The sequence below is a fragment of the Carnobacterium jeotgali MS3 genome, from assembly GCF_000745125.1.
GTDB classification, from domain to species: domain Bacteria; phylum Bacillota; class Bacilli; order Lactobacillales; family Carnobacteriaceae; genus Carnobacterium_B; species Carnobacterium_B jeotgali.
In genome coordinates this window covers 78494-95792 of sequence record NZ_JQNF01000007.1, presented here as the reverse complement: position 1 = coordinate 95792, position 17299 = coordinate 78494, and the positions used below count along the sequence as shown (strand labels likewise).

17 protein-coding genes and 1 pseudogene are annotated in these 17299 nt (G+C 36.4%); 14 read left to right on the top strand and 4 right to left on the bottom strand.

Annotated elements, in window-relative coordinates:
* Positions 1–44: 44 nt before the first annotated feature.
* On the bottom strand, positions 45–1697 hold the full coding sequence (locus BP18_RS06570; RefSeq protein ID WP_029277665.1) for a peptide ABC transporter substrate-binding protein: 1653 nt from the start codon (positions 1695–1697) through the stop codon (positions 45–47).
* Between the two features lie 234 nt (positions 1698–1931).
* A complete protein-coding gene (locus BP18_RS06565; RefSeq protein ID WP_029277667.1) occupies positions 1932–2336 on the bottom strand; it encodes a zinc ribbon domain-containing protein in 405 nt (134 codons plus the stop codon).
* A 222-nt stretch (positions 2337–2558) separates the two neighbouring features.
* Between BP18_RS06565 and BP18_RS06560 the strand changes: the two genes are divergently transcribed.
* The 7 genes from BP18_RS06560 to BP18_RS06530 all read left to right on the top strand — a co-directional run bounded on the left by BP18_RS06560 (position 2559) and on the right by BP18_RS06530 (position 9971).
* Complete coding sequence (locus BP18_RS06560) at positions 2559–3725, top strand: CapA family protein (RefSeq protein WP_007721297.1); 1167 nt, start codon at positions 2559–2561, stop codon at positions 3723–3725.
* 60 nt (positions 3726–3785) lie between these two features.
* Complete coding sequence (locus tag BP18_RS06555; protein ID WP_029277669.1) at positions 3786–4700, top strand: ABC transporter ATP-binding protein; 915 nt, start codon at positions 3786–3788, stop codon at positions 4698–4700.
* Complete coding sequence (locus BP18_RS06550; protein WP_051669242.1) at positions 4700–6301, top strand: ABC transporter permease; 1602 nt, start codon at positions 4700–4702, stop codon at positions 6299–6301. Before BP18_RS06555 ends, BP18_RS06550 begins: the two co-directional genes overlap by 1 nt.
* Positions 6302–6687: 386 nt before the next feature.
* On the top strand, positions 6688–7677 hold the full coding sequence (locus BP18_RS06545; protein WP_007721291.1) for a mannose/fructose/sorbose PTS transporter subunit IIB: 990 nt from the start codon (positions 6688–6690) through the stop codon (positions 7675–7677).
* Between the two features lie 33 nt (positions 7678–7710).
* Positions 7711–8511: a PTS mannose/fructose/sorbose transporter subunit IIC gene (locus BP18_RS06540; protein ID WP_007721289.1), complete on the top strand. Its 801-nt coding sequence runs from the start codon at positions 7711–7713 to the stop codon at positions 8509–8511.
* Positions 8512–8532: 21 nt separating this feature from the next.
* A complete protein-coding gene (locus tag BP18_RS06535; protein ID WP_007721287.1) occupies positions 8533–9444 on the top strand; it encodes a PTS system mannose/fructose/sorbose family transporter subunit IID in 912 nt (303 codons plus the stop codon).
* Positions 9445–9590: 146 nt separating this feature from the next.
* Entirely contained in the window at positions 9591–9971 is a 381-nt protein-coding gene (locus BP18_RS06530) for a DUF956 family protein (protein WP_007721285.1), read from the top strand.
* A gap of 127 nt (positions 9972–10098) precedes the next feature.
* Here BP18_RS06530 and BP18_RS06525 read toward each other — a convergent pair whose 3' ends face one another.
* Positions 10099–10953 (bottom strand): MFS transporter, encoded by an 855-nt coding sequence (locus BP18_RS06525; RefSeq protein ID WP_231549450.1) that lies wholly within the window; start codon positions 10951–10953, stop codon positions 10099–10101.
* Between the two features lie 3 nt (positions 10954–10956).
* Between BP18_RS06525 and BP18_RS06520 the strand changes: the two are divergent.
* From BP18_RS06520 to BP18_RS06490, 7 genes and pseudogenes are all read left to right on the top strand, one after another.
* A pseudogene (locus BP18_RS06520) lies at positions 10957–11208 on the top strand (ABC transporter ATP-binding protein); the annotation flags it as partial.
* A 221-nt stretch (positions 11209–11429) separates the two neighbouring features.
* Positions 11430–12350, top strand: a complete 921-nt coding sequence (locus tag BP18_RS06515) for an alpha/beta fold hydrolase (RefSeq protein WP_007721280.1) — start codon at positions 11430–11432, stop codon at positions 12348–12350.
* A 55-nt stretch (positions 12351–12405) separates the two neighbouring features.
* Positions 12406–12948 carry a DUF1697 domain-containing protein gene (locus BP18_RS06510; protein ID WP_007721278.1) on the top strand — a complete coding sequence of 181 codons (543 nt, stop codon included), beginning with the start codon at positions 12406–12408 and terminating at the stop codon, positions 12946–12948.
* A 138-nt stretch (positions 12949–13086) separates the two neighbouring features.
* Entirely contained in the window at positions 13087–14028 is a 942-nt protein-coding gene (locus BP18_RS06505; protein WP_007721276.1) for an alpha/beta hydrolase, read from the top strand.
* Positions 14029–14500: 472 nt separating this feature from the next.
* Positions 14501–15085, top strand: coding sequence for a hypothetical protein (locus BP18_RS06500; protein WP_007721274.1), 585 nt, complete (start codon positions 14501–14503; stop codon positions 15083–15085).
* Positions 15086–15303: 218 nt separating this feature from the next.
* Positions 15304–16113, top strand: a complete 810-nt coding sequence (locus BP18_RS06495) for an aldo/keto reductase family protein (protein WP_007721272.1) — start codon at positions 15304–15306, stop codon at positions 16111–16113.
* Positions 16114–16127: 14 nt separating this feature from the next.
* Complete coding sequence (locus BP18_RS06490) at positions 16128–16568, top strand: VOC family protein (RefSeq protein ID WP_007721270.1); 441 nt, start codon at positions 16128–16130, stop codon at positions 16566–16568.
* 359 nt (positions 16569–16927) lie between these two features.
* Here BP18_RS06490 and BP18_RS06485 read toward each other — a convergent pair whose 3' ends face one another.
* Positions 16928–17260: an MGMT family protein gene (locus BP18_RS06485; RefSeq protein ID WP_007721268.1), complete on the bottom strand. Its 333-nt coding sequence runs from the start codon at positions 17258–17260 to the stop codon at positions 16928–16930.
* Between the last annotated feature and the right edge of the window lie 39 nt (positions 17261–17299).

The window sequence follows — 17299 nt, the reverse complement described above, 5'->3', positions numbered from 1 at the left end:
AAAAAACCAAAGAAACTTCTCTTTGGTTTTTTGTTGTTCACTAATTAATTTTTAACACTTGCGCGACTTAAGTCAAATTCGACACCAACTGAATTGAGGATGATTCCTTCAACAGCCGGATTGCGAAGTTGTGTTTCGGCTTCTTGGTACAACGGAATGAACACAAAATCGTCGGTCAAGATTGTATGAGCTTGTTGAAGATCGGCCCAACGTTTTTCATCATCATTTGCATTCGTTGTTTTAGCTTGATCGATAAGAGCATCATATTCGGCATTTGCATAGCCACCTTCGTTGTACGGTGAGTCACTGTATAATAAGTCCATAAAGTTGATTGCATCAGCGAAATCAGCTCCCCAACCAGTCAACAGAACATCAAAGTCACGAGAATCTGCTAGTGCAAGACGATTCTTTTTAGGAACATTACGTAGTTCGATGGAAATGCCTGGTAAGTTATTTTGAATTTGCCCTTGGATGTATTGACTGAGTTGCTTGCTTTTCTCATCATCGTCTCCAACGAAAGAAAGGGCGATACTCTCTACGCCTAATTCAGTTTTTGCTTCTTCCCATAATTCTTGTGCACGTTTTACGTCGTAAGAAAGGAAAGATTCTGTTTCTTCAGTGAAGTCATCTCCAGTAGTTGGGTTAGTAACAAAATCAGCTGGTAAAAAGCCGCCAATTTCAGTCGAACCGTCGCCTAAGACAGTGTTGACTAAATCATCTGTATTAATTACTAAACCTAAAGCTTCTCTTAATTTCTCGTTTTGTAAGTAATCATTATCCCAGTTGAATTCCAAATAAGAGGTTCTTGCTTTCTTTTGAACGACAACATTTTCATTATCAGCGTATTGTTTAACGATTTCTCCTGTTAGATGAGCGTTATCCGTTTGACCGCCTTCAAATAAATTAACTGCAGTACTTGGTTCTTTTACAACTTGAACATTAACGGCGTCTAAAGACACTTCATCTGCTGCATAATAATCGTCATTTTTTTCTAAGTCCCAAGTTAATCCAGTTCCATCCCAATTTTCCAATGTAAATGGTCCGTTTGCAAGTAGCGCATCACTAGATGTTCCATACTCATCACCTTGTTCTTCAACAAATGCTTGGTTTTGTGGGAAGAAAGCTGTGAAAGCTAATAAAAATTTAAAGTAAGGAGTGGGCTGGGTTAGGGTAAACGTAATTTCATGATCTCCATTTGCCGTAACGCCCAATTCACTAACCTCTGTTTCACCAGCCATAATTTCGGGAGCATTTTTAATCGTTTCAGCTAAGTAACTATAAGAAGCACCAGTATCAGGATCAACTAATTTTTGCATAGCATATACGAAATCATTGGCTGTAACAGGATCGCCATTAGACCATACCGCATCTTCGCGAAGTTTATAAGTATACGTAAGACCATCTTCCGAGATGACTCCCTCATCAGCTGCAATAGCAGGTACTGGGTTTCCTTCTTCATCGATGCGCAATAACCCTTCGATGACATGTCCTAAATAATTGGAACTATTGATATCGGTAATTAAAGCTGTATCCATCGTTGATAATTCTGTGGGTGCAGTATAATGAACGACTTGGTCCCCTGAGCCGTCATTTGTTGAACTACTACTAGAAGTACTAGAAGTATCACCATTGCTACTACATGCGCTTAATAAGAATACTGTACTCAAAGATGCTGCTAATTTATATGTTTTCCTCACTATAAACACTCCTTAATCTAATTTAACTAATCGTATTTTAATATAATAACACATCTATACAAAAAATGTGCAATATAAGCCGGAAATTCACAAAAATATGAATAAAACAGTCGAAATACTGTATTTTAAGCGTTAATAATGAATTAAAAAAACCTGCTACAAGTTACTGGATTTCTTAAGTAACTTGTAGCAAGGTTTTGGTTTTAAATGATTGCTTGATGAATACCTAGCAATTTAAGTTTTCTTAATGAATTTTTCGCGACAGTGCGGGCATGTAATAGTGATTTTGCCTTTATTTCGGGGCACACGTAATTTTTTATGACAGTTGGGACAAGCATAATATTTATATACTTTTCGCTCTTGAAATTTTTTGCGTTGTTTCTTCCATTGGTTATCGATACGGCGTTTAAAAGTTAGGAATTTCTGATTTTCTTGATACCGTTTTGTCCGATTGCGGGAAAAAGTTCGATAGTAGCCTAAAATGATCGCTGCCCATCCAAGTAAGCCACCAATCGACCAATTTAGCAAGTTAAAGAATAAAACAATAGCCAATCCTCCGTAAAGCAAGTAGGTTGAAAATTTATCTACGCCATATCTGCCCACCATAAATCGTTGAAATTGAATTTTTAATTTTTCCATTTGATGCTGTCGCCTCTTTCTCTGTATTCCATAAATAAACTAATCAATAGTGTAACATGTTGAAAAAAATTCAGCGACCGTCTTTAGTCTGACTTTAAGATAAATTTGCTGCCGTGAAGAAAGATGAAGAAAGGCTTATAAAGCTTTACATTCCAATATAAAACGCTTACCATTATTTTGAATGAGAAACGAACTAAATGGAAAATACGAGGGAGAAACAAAATGAAAAAAATAGGGTGTTTTGTAGCCGCATTACTCTTAAGTGGATGCATAAATAAAGTTGGTGAAAATCACTCATCAGAAATCACTTCATCAAGTGAATCATCTGTTGAACAAACTAGTGAAGAAAAAAGAGTCTCATTTATGGGAGTAGGAGATAACCTGATTCATAATGTGATTTTTGAAGAAGCACAGTTAGAAGATGGCACATTTGATTTTAAACCCATGTTTGAAAACGTAGCAGAGGAGATTGAAACGGCTGATTTAGCGTTTATTAATCAAGAAACATTGATTGGTGGAGATGATTTTGGATTTTCCGGCTATCCAGCATTTAATACACCTAGCGATATGTCAGCTGATTTAAATGAATTAGGGTTCGATTTAGTGAATGGCGCATCTAATCATTCACTGGACAAAGGCAGACAAGGTGTAGTCAACACTTTAGACATATGGGATAAACAAGAAGATATGGTATTTACAGGGGTCTTTGATTCTCAAGAAGAGCGTGATGCAATTCCGGTCATTGAACGTGACGGTGTAACCTTTTCATTTCTAGCCTATACATACGGTACCAATGGCATTGAGCCGGATGTTTCTTACCGGTTGAATTATTTTGATGAAGCGTTGATCACTCAAGATATTGAACGGGCAAAGAAAGTCAGTGATTTTGTGATTGTATCTGCTCATTGGGGCGACGAACATATGCTTGAACCGAATGAGTTTCAAAAGAAATATGCTCAATTGTTTGCGGATCTAGAAGTAGATGCAGTGATTGGGACTCATCCGCACGTGATTCAACCGGTCGAGTGGGTAGAAGGGAAAAATGGCAATCAAACATTGGTCGTTTACTCATTGGGGAACTTTCTCTCTGCAATGTCCACGGGAACTGAAAACAATATGTTAGGCGGAATGATTTCATTTGATTTTGTTCTGACAGAAGAAGAAAAAACTATTGAAAATGTCAAATGGGATGCGACAGTTATGCAGTACACAGGCAATAAGAACGATACCGAAGATTCAAGAAATAAGTTTAGAATCTATCAGCTGGATGAGTATACCAAGGAACTTGGCAGTCAGCATGCGCTTAATCGTTCTCAAGAAAACCAACTTTCTAAAGAGTCTTTGCAACGGACGACCGAAGCGGTCATTGACGCTGAATTTTTAAAATAGAATAGCAGCAAATTAATCAGTACACCGTTTGGAAAATTGTTTTTATTAGGAGGAGTAAAAATGAGTTTAGTAGAAGTAAAAGGATTAACCAAACGATTTGGAAAATTTACTGCTGTAAAAAACGTCAATCTATCCGTAAATGAAGGCGAAATCTATGGGTTTATTGGTCCGAATGGAGCCGGGAAATCCACTACTATCCGCGTTTTACTAGGGATGTTAAAACCAAGTGAAGGACAAGTGACAATTTTTGGCAAAGATGCTTGGAAGGACGCTGTAGCAATCCATAAAAGAGTTGCCTATGTTTCAGGAGATGCTAATTTATGGCCTAATCTAACTGGTGGAGAAGTTATTGATTTGTTTTTAACCATGCGCGGTAAGGGCAATGAAAATAGACGCGATGAATTGATTCAACGTTTTAAGCTAGATCCGTCAAAAAAATGCCGCACCTACTCAAAAGGGAATCGACAAAAAATAGCCTTGATCGCAGCTTTTGCTTCTGAAGCAGATCTGTATATCCTTGATGAACCCACTGCTGGATTAGATCCTTTAATGGAACGAATTTTCCAGGAGTGTATTTTGGAAGTGAAACAACAAGGTAAAACGGTCTTATTATCGAGTCATATTCTTTCTGAAGTTGAAAAATTATGTGATCGTGTAGCCATTATTCGCGAAGGCGAAATAATTGAAACAGGAACGTTATCCCAAATGCGACATTTGACACGCACAAAGTTAACCGTTGAAACACGAAAGGCAATGGTTGGATTGTCTGAGTTAAAAGGGGTTCATGACGCTATCCACACAAATGATGGGTGGGCATTCCAAGTAGATAGTGAGGAAATGGAAAAAGTGATCGAGTATATCAGTCAATTTGGCGTTTTAAAACTTGAAAGTGCTCCACCCACCTTGGAAGATTTGTTTATCCGGCACTACAAAGAAGATAGTGAGGAACAAAGCAGCGTAACAGGAGGTGTCTAATGATGATTGCTCAGTTATTCAAAGGAACCAATCGCATAATAGGGCTGCTTTTTAAACAAAATGGTTTGAAAATTAGTTTATGGTTATTCGGTTTGATTGGCGTATCTTTAGCGACTGTAACGGCCTATACAACCATTTACACAAGTGAAAAAGAAATTTTTGAATTTGGCTTAACGATGCAAAATCCTGCTATGGTGGCGATGTTAGGAAAAGCTTATCAGGTTGAAACCTTTAATCTAGGTGCAGTTTTTGCGAGTGAAATGTTGCTGTTTTCGGCTATCGCAGTGAGTGTTATGAATATCTTATTGGTAACCTCTAGTACGAGAATGGACGAAGAAGAAGGGCGTTTGGAACTGATTCGAGCTTTACCGGTCGGGAGGTTGTCGTATTTATTAGCAGGAATAATCCTGATGGTTATCGTAAACAGTGTATTGTTCATTTTTCTGTCGATAGGGTTAGGATCGTTTATGCATGAATCGTTTAATTTAGAATCGGTTATGTTGTACAGCGGCGTTCTTGCAAGTACGGGTTTGTTCTTTGCAGGAGTTGCAGCGGTTGCTGCTCAATTAACAGCAACGACAAGAGGTGCTTTAGGAATTTCTTTTGGCGGTATGATAACAGCGTATACCGTAAGAGCGGTAGGTGACGTTAGCAATGAGGGGTTGTCTTTGAATTCTCCATTAGGATGGACTGTTCGAACAAAGGTATTTGTTGACAACCAGTGGTGGCCAATTATTTTCTTGGTCTGTGGGGCTGCAACATTGCTGGTGAGTGCATTTTATCTGAATCATAAAAGAGATATCAATGCCGGCCTGCTCCCTGATAAAAAAGGAAAACGGTACGCTTCACACTTTTTAAAGAGCCGGTTTGGTTTAACTTGGCGGTTAGAAAAAGGAACTATCCTTTCATGGGCTATCGGCATATTTTTAATGAGTGCTGCTTTTGGATCGATTTTAGGGGATCTGGAAGCTTATTTCTCAGACTTTGAATTGGTTCAAAAGGTCTTACCCGATGGTTCAACTGCTTCCATGATAGAACAGTTTATTACGTTATTGATTGGAATTATGTCTGTTTTTGCGGCTATTCCAACTGTTTCTATTTTGTTGAAATTGAAAAAAGAAGAAAGAATGGGACGTACAGAGAACTTTTATAGTCGAGCGGTCTCTCGCAGTGAAATTATGGGGAGTTATTACATCGTTGCCTTTCTAACGGGTATATTGACGCAAATCCTAATTGGAATAGGACTATATGTTTCGGCAAGTCAAGTAATAGAAAAGACTATTGGATTAGGATCCGTTTTAGCATCTGTGCTAGCCTATGTTCCAGCTATCTGGGTGGTGATAGGTTTAACCACTTTGTTAGTAGGCGTTTTTCCTAAATGGGCGGGTTTTGTTTGGGTCTATATGTTCTTTGCAATGTTAGTCATTTATTTGGGCAGTTTACTTGGATTTCCAGAATGGCTAAACCGGTTCTCTGCTTTTTACCACGTGCCGTTGCTTCCAAATGAAGAGGTCAATTGGCTCACTCTAAGCCTCTTGAGTATAGTAGGTACTGTTCTTTCTGTTAGTGGATTTTTAGGCTATAACAAAAGAGATATTTAGTGTATTATAGTCATTTTTTTAAAATTGAATATAATACACTAAAAATTCAAAAGATGAAAGTGCTTCACGACACAAACGATACACTATTTAGTGTATCGTTTGTGTCGTGAATTTCTAGTTGCGAATGTCGATTCTATCGATTTTTTTGGTGATACACTAAAGTTGGCACGATAGTTGCATTTTATTAAGTGATGGACAAATTAATAAAGGCAATAAAAAAATCTAAACACTAAAAAAGTTTAGAAGAAAGTTTTGAAAGGTGGCGGTGTTGTTAGCACTGGAGGTTATTTTTTAAAACAGACAAAACTAATGTATAGTAACAACTCAAAGCTGTTAGTTGTGTCTAACTAGAAAAGTTAGGAATAAAATATTTAGGAGGTAGAAATATGGTAGGAATTATACTAGCAAGCCATGGCGAATTTGCTGAAGGCATCTTGCAATCTGGCGCAATGATTTTTGGAGAACAAGAAAATGTTAAAGCTATTACTTTAATGCCAAGCGAAGGTCCAGAAGATGTTAAAGCAAAAATGAAAACTGCAATTGCATCGTTTGACGATCAAGATGAAGTATTATTCTTAGTTGATTTATGGGGTGGTACTCCGTTTAATCAAGCTAATACATTGTTTGAAGAACGCAAAGATAAATGGGCAATCGTTTCTGGATTGAATTTACCAATGGTAATTGAAGCTTATGCATCTCGTTTGTCAATGACTTCGGCTCAAGAAATTGCAGCACAAATCATTGGAACAGCAAAAGAAGGCGTGAGAATTAGACCAGAAGAATTAGAACCTGTATCTACAACTGCTGTTGCAGCTGCTGGACCAGTACAAGGTTCAATCCCACCAGGTACAGTAGTTGGTGACGGAAAAATTAAATTGGTATTAACACGTGTGGATTCTCGTTTATTGCATGGTCAAGTAGCAACTGCTTGGACAAAAGCTATGGGACCAAACCGTATCATCATCGTTTCTGATGAAGTTGCTAAAGATGAACTTCGTAAGAAATTAATCGAGCAAGCAGCACCACCAGGAGTTAAAGCGAATGTTGTTCCAATCAGTAAAATGATTGAAATTTATAAAGACCCTCGTTTTGGCGGCACAAAAGCATTATTGTTGTTTGAAAATCCACAAGATGTTTTAAGAGTTATGGACGGCGGCGTAGACATTAAAGAAGTTAACGTTGGTTCAATGGCTCACTCTGTTGGTAAAGTTGTTGTAAGTAAAGTTCTTTCAATGGGACATGAAGATGTGAAAGCATTTGAAGAAATGAAAGAAAAAGGCGTTAAATTTGATGTACGTAAAGTACCAAACGATTCTAGTGCCAACATGCAAGAAATTATTAAAAAAGCAAAAAATGAGTTAGCACGCGCAAAATAAAGTAACAACATTAAATTAAATAGGAGGCCTATTATGTCTATAATATCAATTGTTCTAGTAATTCTTGTTGCATTTCTAGCTGGTATGGAAGGAATCTTAGATGAATTTCAATTCCACCAACCGTTAGTAGCATGTACATTAATCGGTTTAGTAACAGGTAATTTAACAGCAGGTATCGTTCTTGGCGGAACTCTTCAAATGATCGCTCTTGGTTGGGCAAATATTGGAGCAGCCGTAGCACCAGATGCTGCATTAGCATCAGTTGCATCAGCAATTATTTTAGTATTAGGTGGACAAGGCGTTGCCGGAGTTCCAGCAGCGATCGCAATTGCGGTTCCACTTGCAGTAGCAGGACTTTTCTTAACAATGGTTGTTCGTACATTAGCTGTACCTATCGTACACTTAATGGACAGTGCAGCTGAAGAAGGTAACTTCAAGAAAATTGAATGGTTACACTTATCAGCAGTAGCTATGCAAGGGGTTCGTATTGCAATTCCTGCAGGAGCACTATTATTTATCCCAGCAGCAACAGTACAATCTTTCTTAGAATCAATGCCAGCTTGGTTAACTGAAGGTATGGCAATTGGTGGAGGAATGGTTGTTGCGGTTGGTTATGCATTAGTAATCAACATGATGGCAACAAAAGAAGTATGGCCTTTCTTCATTATTGGTTTCGTAGTAGCAGCAATTTCTCAATTAACACTTATTGCTCTTGGAGCATTAGGAGTAGCTTTAGCTCTTATTTACTTGAACCTTTCTAAAATGGGTGGTTCTTCAAATGGTGGCGGAAGTAACTCTGGTGACCCGCTTGGCGATATCTTAAACGATTATTAATCCTGAAGGAGGAGAAGAGACATGGCAGAAAAAATTACTTTAACTAAAAAAGATCGCTTAGCCGTAGCATGGCGTTCAACGTTCATTCAAGGTTCTTGGAACTATGAACGTATGCAAAATGGTGGTTGGGCTTACTCAATGATTCCAGCAATCAAAAAATTATATACAAATAAAGAGGATCAAAAAGCAGCGTTAAAACGCCACTTAGAATTCTTTAACACTCACCCATATATTGCTTCACCAATTCTTGGAGTTACTTTAGCTCTTGAAGAAGAACGTGCAAATGGAGCTCCTGTTGATGATGTAGCTATTCAAGGGGTTAAAGTTGGTATGATGGGTCCTTTGGCCGGTGTTGGTGACCCTGTGTTCTGGTTTACTGTACGTCCGATGTTAGGTGCTCTAGGAGCATCTTTAGCAATGGGTGGAAATATCCTTGGACCAATCATCTTCTTCGTAGCTTGGAACCTTATTCGTTGGGGATTCATGTGGTATACACAAGAATTCGGTTATAAAGCCGGTTCTAAAATCACAGAAGACCTTTCAGGTGGTTTATTACAAGACATTACAAAAGGTGCTTCAATTTTAGGTATGTTCGTACTGGCAGCACTAGTACAGAGATGGGTATCAATTAGTTTCAAACCAGTTGTTTCTAGAGTTCAATTAGATGATGGAGCATTCATTAAATGGGATGAACTTCCTAATGGTGGAGAAGGTATCCGTCAAGCTTTTGAACAAGTAAACTCAGGTATGGCGCTTTCAGGAACAAAAGTAACTACTTTACAAAACAACTTGGATCAATTGATTCCAGGATTGGCAGCATTGGCTTTAACAATGTTATGTATGTTCTTGCTTAAGAAAAAAGTTAGCCCAATCGTTATCATTCTTGGTTTATTCGTAGTCGGAATTGGTGGACACTTAATCGGACTTCTATAATAAAGTCTTTTAAGTTTTCTGAATCAACACTAGTTCGTATACAAAAAAAGTGGCTGGGAATCTCTCAGTCACTTTTTTTGTTTCCTTAAATGTTTGAAACAACGTATAATGAAATCATAACAAGATAAAGAGATGGAGCGGATAAAATGGTTGAATCAATTAATACAAAGGTGGACCTGGTAATTGACGCTACCGCTTTTACGGGCCTAACAGATTACGGGAAAATTATGATTGGTGATAATGGATTTGAGTTTTTCAATGCACGTGATGCTCGTAAATACATTCAAATTCCTTGGGAAGAAGTAGAAAATGTGATTGCTTCTGTCATGTTCAAAGGAAAATGGATTCCACGGTACGCGATTGAAACGAAGAAATCTGGTACGTTTACTTTTTCTTCTAAGAATCCTAAGAAAGTTCTTAGAGCTATAAGAGAATACGTAGATCCAAGTCATATGGTTCAATCCCTAAGTTTTATGGATGTTATGAAACGTGCTTTCAAATCGATGGGTAGAAAGAAAAGAAAATAACTTTTATGGTCATTATTTTTAAAATTCTGATTAGGGTTATCAAAATTAATACAGTAAAAAAAGTGCTTCTAGTGTATTCAACTAGAAGCACTTTTTTATTGATTACACTTATAAATCTGAAAGTTTATTACTGCTCAAATTCTTCAATTTGTTCAATGACTGGTGTAGGTTTCTTTAATGGTGTTAAGAATGTCAGTACCATTGCAAGAATAGCTAGAATCGTCATAAAGTAATAGGCTTTACTTGCCGCAAAAATGGACGTTAAAGACTTGATATTTTCTGTAATACCTTGAGCTGCTAAATCACCTGCGTAAAGGGTTGCTTTTGAAGAGTAGATAGTTATAACAACAGCCGTTCCAACTGCTCCTGCAATTTGACGAACAGTGTTGTTAACAGCTGTACCGTGATTAATAAGATCAATTGGTAAGGCGTTTAAACCAGCAGTGCTCAATGGCATTGTGATAAAACTTAAACCGATACGCAAGAAAATTGTACGAATCATCAAGAAAGTAAAGGTTGTTGCGGCTGTTAAACTCGTAACGACCCACATGGAAGGAATAACAAAAATCAAACCAATAATGAATAAGGGTTTTGCGCCGAAGCGGTCATATAATTTTCCGACAATTGGAGATAAAACAGCATTAACAAGTGCTCCAGGCAGTAATAGTAGTCCTGAATCAACTGCAGAAAAGCCGCGTCCTGTTTGTAAATACATTGGCAACAAAATCATATCCGCATATAACATCATCGTTACAATAATGTTGATAAAAGATGTCATAGTAAAGATTTTATTGTTAAAAACGCGTAGATTTAAAAATGGATCACTTGAACGTAATTGACGCACTGAGAATAATACAAGTGAGGCAATACCTATAACGATCGTTGCTAAAACTAGTGTATCATCCCAACCACGACTACCCGCACTGCTAAATCCAAATAATACAAATCCAAAACCGAGAGTTGAAAGAGTGACACTAACGATTATGGAGTAATTGTGGAATTGGCAGAAGCAGAAGAGTTATTTACCAATCCGATACATCCTTATACTCAATCTCTGTTGTCTGCAGTACCTATACCAGATCCTCAAATAGAAAAAGAAAAAGTGTTGATTGTTTATGATGAATCCACCCACGATTATTCTGTAGAAAAGCCTTCTTTTGTAGAAATAAAAGAGGGACATTTCGTATGGGCAAACCAACCGGAAATTGAAAAATATCAGGTTGAGCTGGATAACTAATTGACTTTCTAAGAGAGTGAAAAATAAACCCCTACTGTTCTATGGAAATAGTAGGGGTTTATTTTTTTTGCAATGATTGGTAATAGTAAAAGGAAACGATAAGAATTATAATGAAGAAAGATTTTAATCTTGATACATTATAGAAATAATAAAATAGGAACAATTCAAGGAAATTAGAGTTTTTTGGTAGTATAGTAAAAAATAGTGAGGAGTAAAGTGGTATGAAAAAGATGTTCTTTTTTTCTTTCCTATTCCTAGTGCTTAGTTTAGTAAGTGTAGGATGTGGAAATGAAAAGACAGCTAGAACGGTTAAAGAAAGTGATCCAACTAGTGAATTGAAGTCAAATAGTTCTAGTGAACCTAGTACTTCCAGCAGTGGCGTAACGGATCCATTAACGACAAATCAAACGGCCATTCCAACACTCTTTATCCATGGTTATGGTGGAACGGAAGGAAGTTTTAGTGGAATGCTGTCTCGTTTTGAAACAAATGGTTGGGGGAAAAAGATTTTAACCGTAACGGTTCAGCCGAATGGGAGTGTTTCAGATACCGGTACTTGGGATGACCAATCAACTAATCCATTGGTTCAGGTACTATTTTCAGACAACAAAAATAACGAATGGAATCAAGCAGATTGGATTAAGGCTACTTTAGTCTACTTAAAACAAACGTATCAGATTGAAGAGGTGAATCTAGTCGGTCATTCAATGGGTGGAGTGAGCAGTTTTCGCTATCTAGTCACATATGGAGAGGAAGATTCACTGCCGATAGTGAATCGATTTGTTGCAATCGGTGCGCCATTCAATGATTTTGTAACCGGTAATGAAGAGCAGTCGTTTGATGCCTTAAAGCAGGATGGTCCACTAATCATCAGTCAACGATATAGTGATTTTGCTGCTGGCATCCAGCAGTATCCCAAAGAGACACCATTGTTGAATATCGTTGGAGATGTGCAAGATGGGTCAGATGGAGATGGAACTGTTTCTCTTAGAAGTGGATTATCCATAGGGCACTTAATGCAAATAAATGAAATGAATTATAGTGAGGAAATCGTTACTGGATCACAAGCTTCTCATAGTCAACTACATGAAAATACTCAAGTTGATGAGCTTGTTGCGAGCTTTTTATGGGATAGGCCATAAATAAAACAGTTCTTTTTAACAGCAATAACCATTCAATCAATAAGGGAGTTTTTGTATGGAATTTATTATTTTATTGCGAGGGGTCAATGTAGGAGGTAAAAATAGCGTTTCAATGAGTGAGTTAACGCACTATTTGATTAAGGATGGTTTTACAAATGTCAGAACTTATATTAACAGTGGCAATTTGATTGTTGATAGTGCAGAAGGAACGGAACAAGATGTTCTGGTAAAATGTCAAAAAATTTTAATGAACTATTTTGCTTTTCAAATTGATGTCATGGTTATTTCTGGTGAGAAATACAAAATGGAATTAGCGGGTATACCAACATGGTGGGGAAAAGATGCAGATTACAAACACAATGCCTTATTTTTGTTGCCTTCAGCAAATAAGAAAGAAATTGTCGAACTATTATCGGCTATTGATACTAATTATGAAAAAGTCTATATAGGAAAACATGCTATCTTTTGGTCCTCTGTTTTTAAAAATAATTACAATAAGACGTATTATTCGAAGTTGGCCCGTCAATTATTCTATAAAAAGGTAACCATCAGGAATCGAAATACAACTATTAAACTACTTAGTTATTTGGAAGATTAATAAGCAATTTTGAGTATAACAGTTCGAATAATGTATGCCTTTTATTTTTTGTCTTTGATGTACAATTTGATAGAAGAAATGGGTAAAATAAACTGAATGGTTTAAGATTCAATCAACAAAAAAGTGGAGTGTGATTAAATGAAAAGAAAATTATGGATAGGTTTGGGAGTTTTAGTCATTTTAGTTGTGTTTGGTTTGGGTTTCGCAGGAAATTATTTCTATGATGTAGCTGTGGCAATCAACCAAAAGGATTTTATTGAAGCAGCTGATGTAGACGGAGTTTATGATCCAAAAGATCCATGGCTGGAAGAAAAGAAATGGTACGATAAGATAGAGCGTGAAGATGTATCAATTGAATCTGAAGATGGATTAAAACTTTCTGGAATTTATATCAAAGGCGATTCTGATGCTAAAAAGGTAGCTATATTGGCCCATGGCTATGCAGGAAACTTAGAGCAAATGGCACAGTATGTTAAAATGTATCATGATATGGGATTCAATGTACTTGTACCCGATGCCCGAGGACACGGAACAAGTGAAGGCAATTATATCGGCTTTGGTTGGCATGAACGGAATGATTACTTACAGTGGATTCAATTGATGATTGATAAGGTCGGTACAGATGCTGAATTGGCTTTATTTGGGATTAGTATGGGCGGAGCTACGGTTATGAATGTCAGTGGAGAAGAATTGCCAGCTAATGTTAAGGTAATCGTGGAAGATTGTGGATACAGTTCTTTAAATGGAGAGTTGGCCTATCAATTAAAAGATATGTACGACTTGCCAGCATTTCCTCTAATTCCTGTAACCAGTTTAGTAACAAAGATCCGTTCGGATTACTGGTTTGGAGAAGCTGATACAGTAGAGCAAATTAAAAATAACAATGTTCCTATGTTGTTTATTCATGGTGAAAAAGACACATTTGTACCAACAGAGATGGTATACGATGTGTATGAAGCGAATCCATCGCCTAAAGAACTCTATATCGCACCGAATGCTGATCATGCAGAATCGTATGAACAGAATAAAGAAGACTATAAGAAAAAAGTTCAGGATTTTGTGTCGGAGTACATTTCATAGATAAATAAGATTAAAACCTAAAAGTAATAGTTATTATCTTTAGGTTTTTTTTGATGAGTTAACTACAGGATGGAGAAATTGAAACTAATTCACAAGGAAGAGTGGCATAGAAGGATATTATATGAATGAGCAACTAAAATAACGGACTGAAGATGGATGCATACCCATTAGTTCGAAAATGGAAAAGTTAAAGCAACCGAATTACTTGATAGCAAGATAAGAGGATAAGGTCATTGTTATCATAAAACGGTAAGACTATGGCAAGCAGAACACTTGAATAATGGAAAAAATACTGAATTATACAAAAAATTGTCACAAATTAAAAAAAACTTGTTTTTTTAAGCGAAACAAGTTGAATAATTCACAAAGACGTTGTACACTATGTATAAGTTATTAATACGTGTAAATTTTTATTAGAAAATTGTATTGATAGCTTTGGAAACGTATTAAAAAAATGGAGGTAAGGAATATAATGGTTAAATTAAATAAAAAAAGAGGTTTGTTTTTAGGAGTTTGTGCATCACTTATTATTTTAGCAGGTTGTGGCAATAACGAAGATACAGCAGATAAAGCTTCTTCATCTGTAGCAAGTTCAGAGGTGGCTTCTTCAGTTGCAGAAAGTACAGAAGTAGTTACAACAGCATCAATCAGCAATGACCCAGCAGACGTAGTAGCAGGACTTAGTGCAGATGGTACTTGGATCTATGCAATCACAGATGACGTAGTTGTACCAGAAGATATTATTGTATCTGGAACGTTCTATGATAAAAACGACGAAAGCGGAGATATTTACCGCAAATTAGCATTGTATTCACAAGATGAAGATCGCAACGTTACAGCAGAATTCACTTTAGAAGCACCAAAAATGATTGTTGAATCACCTAACTTCAAAATCCAAAATGGAACATTTGTTGGAGATGTTGTAGTTAAAGCTGAAGGATTCCAACTAGCTGATTCAAAAGTTGAAGGAAATGTAACATTTGATTCTCAAGAATTAATGGATTCTGCAGTATTAGACGCTGGTACTGTTACTGGCGAAACAACTGTAGCAAAATAATCAACTAGATTCATTTAATATAAAGCTGAGATAACTTTTCAGCAACAAAAAAGCGTTCATTGCAAAGCTGCATTGAACGTTTTTTTTGTCTTTATTCAGCTATCTTTTAGTCGTTAAATTCGATATTTGCAATTCCAAAAATAGTCGTTAGTTGACAGATAATAATGAGAACCCTTACTATTACATTAACTAAATCATCATAAGGAGGAATAAAGCCAATGCAAACGACCTTATTAGCAAATGGATTAAAAATACCACTTCTCGGAACAGGTACGAACACTTATGGCAAAGAAGGCAATCAATATAGAGGAAAGTTGAACGGAGACTTTAGTGCGTTAAAATCAGCGATACAGGAAGGCTACCGCCTCATTGATACAGCAATTTCTTATCAAAATGAATCTGGTGTTGGCAAAACCATTTTTGAAAGTGGTATTCCCCGTGAAGAATTTTATATCACTACAAAAATTCCATCAGATGATGCTTATATTGGTTCAAGAAAAGCCGTTGAACAAACGGTATTGAAAAGTTTAGAAAATTTAAAAACGGATTATATTGATTTGTATTTGATTCACCAGCCAATTGATGATGAAGAAAAGTTAAAATATACTTGGGAAGTTCTAGAATCTTTTGTGGATAATGGTAAAATCAAGTCGATAGGTGTTTCTAATTTTACTATTGAAATGTTGGAAGCTGTGCATAACTTTGCTCGTATTAAACCCGCAGTCAACCAAATTCAATCGAATCCACATACATGGAATCATGAAATGATTGATTATATGCTTAAAAATGATATTGTGCCAGAAGCTTGGGGTCCCTTAAGTAAAGTTACTCCAGAACAAAGAGCTAAATTAGCTAAAATTGCTGAAAATTATGGGAAAAATTGGGGACAAGTTTTATTGCGGTATCAAATTCAAAGAGGTGTGGTAGTTATCCCCAAGTCTCACAACAAAGATCATCAAATTTCCAATTTAGAATTATTTGATTTTGAGCTAACAAAAGAAGATCAATTTATGATTGAATCATTATAAAAGGAGACCTTAAAATGAATCGCATTAATTTAATTTGTCTTGGAGTAAAGGATATCAAAGCTGCGTTAAATTTTTATAAAAGCATTGGCTTTGAAACGTTTGAGGAATCAAATGCGCCAGCTATTGTTTTTTTCAATAATCAAGGCAGTAAACTTGAGTTGTTTCCAATTGAAGAACTAGCTAAAGATATTAATGAATCGGCTCCACCACTGGTTCAAGAAAGAGGATTTAACGGAATCACATTAGCTTGTAATCTGAAATCAGAAAAAGAAGTAGATGATACAATTGCTCTTGTAAGACAAAATGGCGGGAAAATTGTAAAAGAACCGGTGAGAGTTAGTTGGGGTGGGTACAGCGGTTACTTCCAAGATATAGATGGTTATTATTGGGAAGTTGCGTATAGTTCTAGTTGGAAATTTGATGATAATGAGATGCTGATTATGGAAGAAGCCTAAAATCTACCTATTCCATAAGAAATTTCTTTTGCAACATACCTATGAATTGACAAAGAATCACTAAAAAACGCTAAAATTAAACGAGAGAGACAACCTGTTGATAACCATGTATAACTATTGATATTAGAAATAATAACGGACAAAAATGAGAATTTAAAACTATTTATACGAGTTTATACACCGAAAAGCACTAGTTCATAAAAGAATTGTGGATAAGTTAAACTTTTTTTGTGGATAAACGAACATTTATCTCTTGAATTGAAGATATTGTGGATGAATTGGACAGTTAGATACACTATCAACAGAAAGTAGTTAAAAATGTGCATAACTAGTTTAGTCTGCTCGTAAAAGTATTATTTTTAAAGTTCTTCAACGATCCAATCTACTACTGGATGATAACGATAGACCGATAGATCAATTTTTCCGGAAGTAGTCAAGATAATGCCTTCTGATAATAAACGGTCTTTTTGAGTAAAGGCACCTTCAGCATCTTTGATGGCTACTTCGCCTTTAGTGTTTATAACACGGTGCCAAGGCAAGTTATAATTCCCACTCATGGTATGCAAGGTACGGACGACTTGTCTTGCTCCACGTGGATTTCCAGCAAGTGCAGCAATTTGTCCGTAAGTCATGACTTTTCCGCTTGGAATTGATTGGATGACTTGAATGGTACGTTCAGTAAAGGGAGTCATAGTAAAGTCCTTTCAATTTTTATTTTAATTAGTTAACTT

What these genes read in the sequence shown, in the direction of transcription:
- BP18_RS06530 (WP_007721285.1), top strand. Translation starts at nt 9,591, where the DNA reads ATGGTTGAATCAATTAATACAAAGGTGGACCTGGTAATTGACGCTACC.
- BP18_RS06565 (WP_029277667.1), bottom strand. Translation starts at nt 2,336, where the DNA reads ATGGAAAAATTAAAAATTCAATTTCAACGATTTATGGTGGGCAGATAT.
- BP18_RS06505 (WP_007721276.1), top strand. Translation starts at nt 13,087, where the DNA reads ATGAAAAGAAAATTATGGATAGGTTTGGGAGTTTTAGTCATTTTAGTT.
- BP18_RS06510 (WP_007721278.1), top strand. Translation starts at nt 12,406, where the DNA reads ATGGAATTTATTATTTTATTGCGAGGGGTCAATGTAGGAGGTAAAAAT.
- BP18_RS06535 (WP_007721287.1), top strand. Translation starts at nt 8,533, where the DNA reads ATGGCAGAAAAAATTACTTTAACTAAAAAAGATCGCTTAGCCGTAGCA.
- BP18_RS06500 (WP_007721274.1), top strand. Translation starts at nt 14,501, where the DNA reads ATGGTTAAATTAAATAAAAAAAGAGGTTTGTTTTTAGGAGTTTGTGCA.
- BP18_RS06555 (WP_029277669.1), top strand. Translation starts at nt 3,786, where the DNA reads ATGAGTTTAGTAGAAGTAAAAGGATTAACCAAACGATTTGGAAAATTT.
- BP18_RS06545 (WP_007721291.1), top strand. Translation starts at nt 6,688, where the DNA reads ATGGTAGGAATTATACTAGCAAGCCATGGCGAATTTGCTGAAGGCATC.
- BP18_RS06490 (WP_007721270.1), top strand. Translation starts at nt 16,128, where the DNA reads ATGAATCGCATTAATTTAATTTGTCTTGGAGTAAAGGATATCAAAGCT.
- BP18_RS06495 (WP_007721272.1), top strand. Translation starts at nt 15,304, where the DNA reads ATGCAAACGACCTTATTAGCAAATGGATTAAAAATACCACTTCTCGGA.
- BP18_RS06560 (WP_007721297.1), top strand. Translation starts at nt 2,559, where the DNA reads ATGAAAAAAATAGGGTGTTTTGTAGCCGCATTACTCTTAAGTGGATGC.
- BP18_RS06485 (WP_007721268.1), bottom strand. Translation starts at nt 17,260, where the DNA reads ATGACTCCCTTTACTGAACGTACCATTCAAGTCATCCAATCAATTCCA.
- BP18_RS06515 (WP_007721280.1), top strand. Translation starts at nt 11,430, where the DNA reads ATGAAAAAGATGTTCTTTTTTTCTTTCCTATTCCTAGTGCTTAGTTTA.
- BP18_RS06550 (WP_051669242.1), top strand. Translation starts at nt 4,700, where the DNA reads ATGATGATTGCTCAGTTATTCAAAGGAACCAATCGCATAATAGGGCTG.
- BP18_RS06540 (WP_007721289.1), top strand. Translation starts at nt 7,711, where the DNA reads ATGTCTATAATATCAATTGTTCTAGTAATTCTTGTTGCATTTCTAGCT.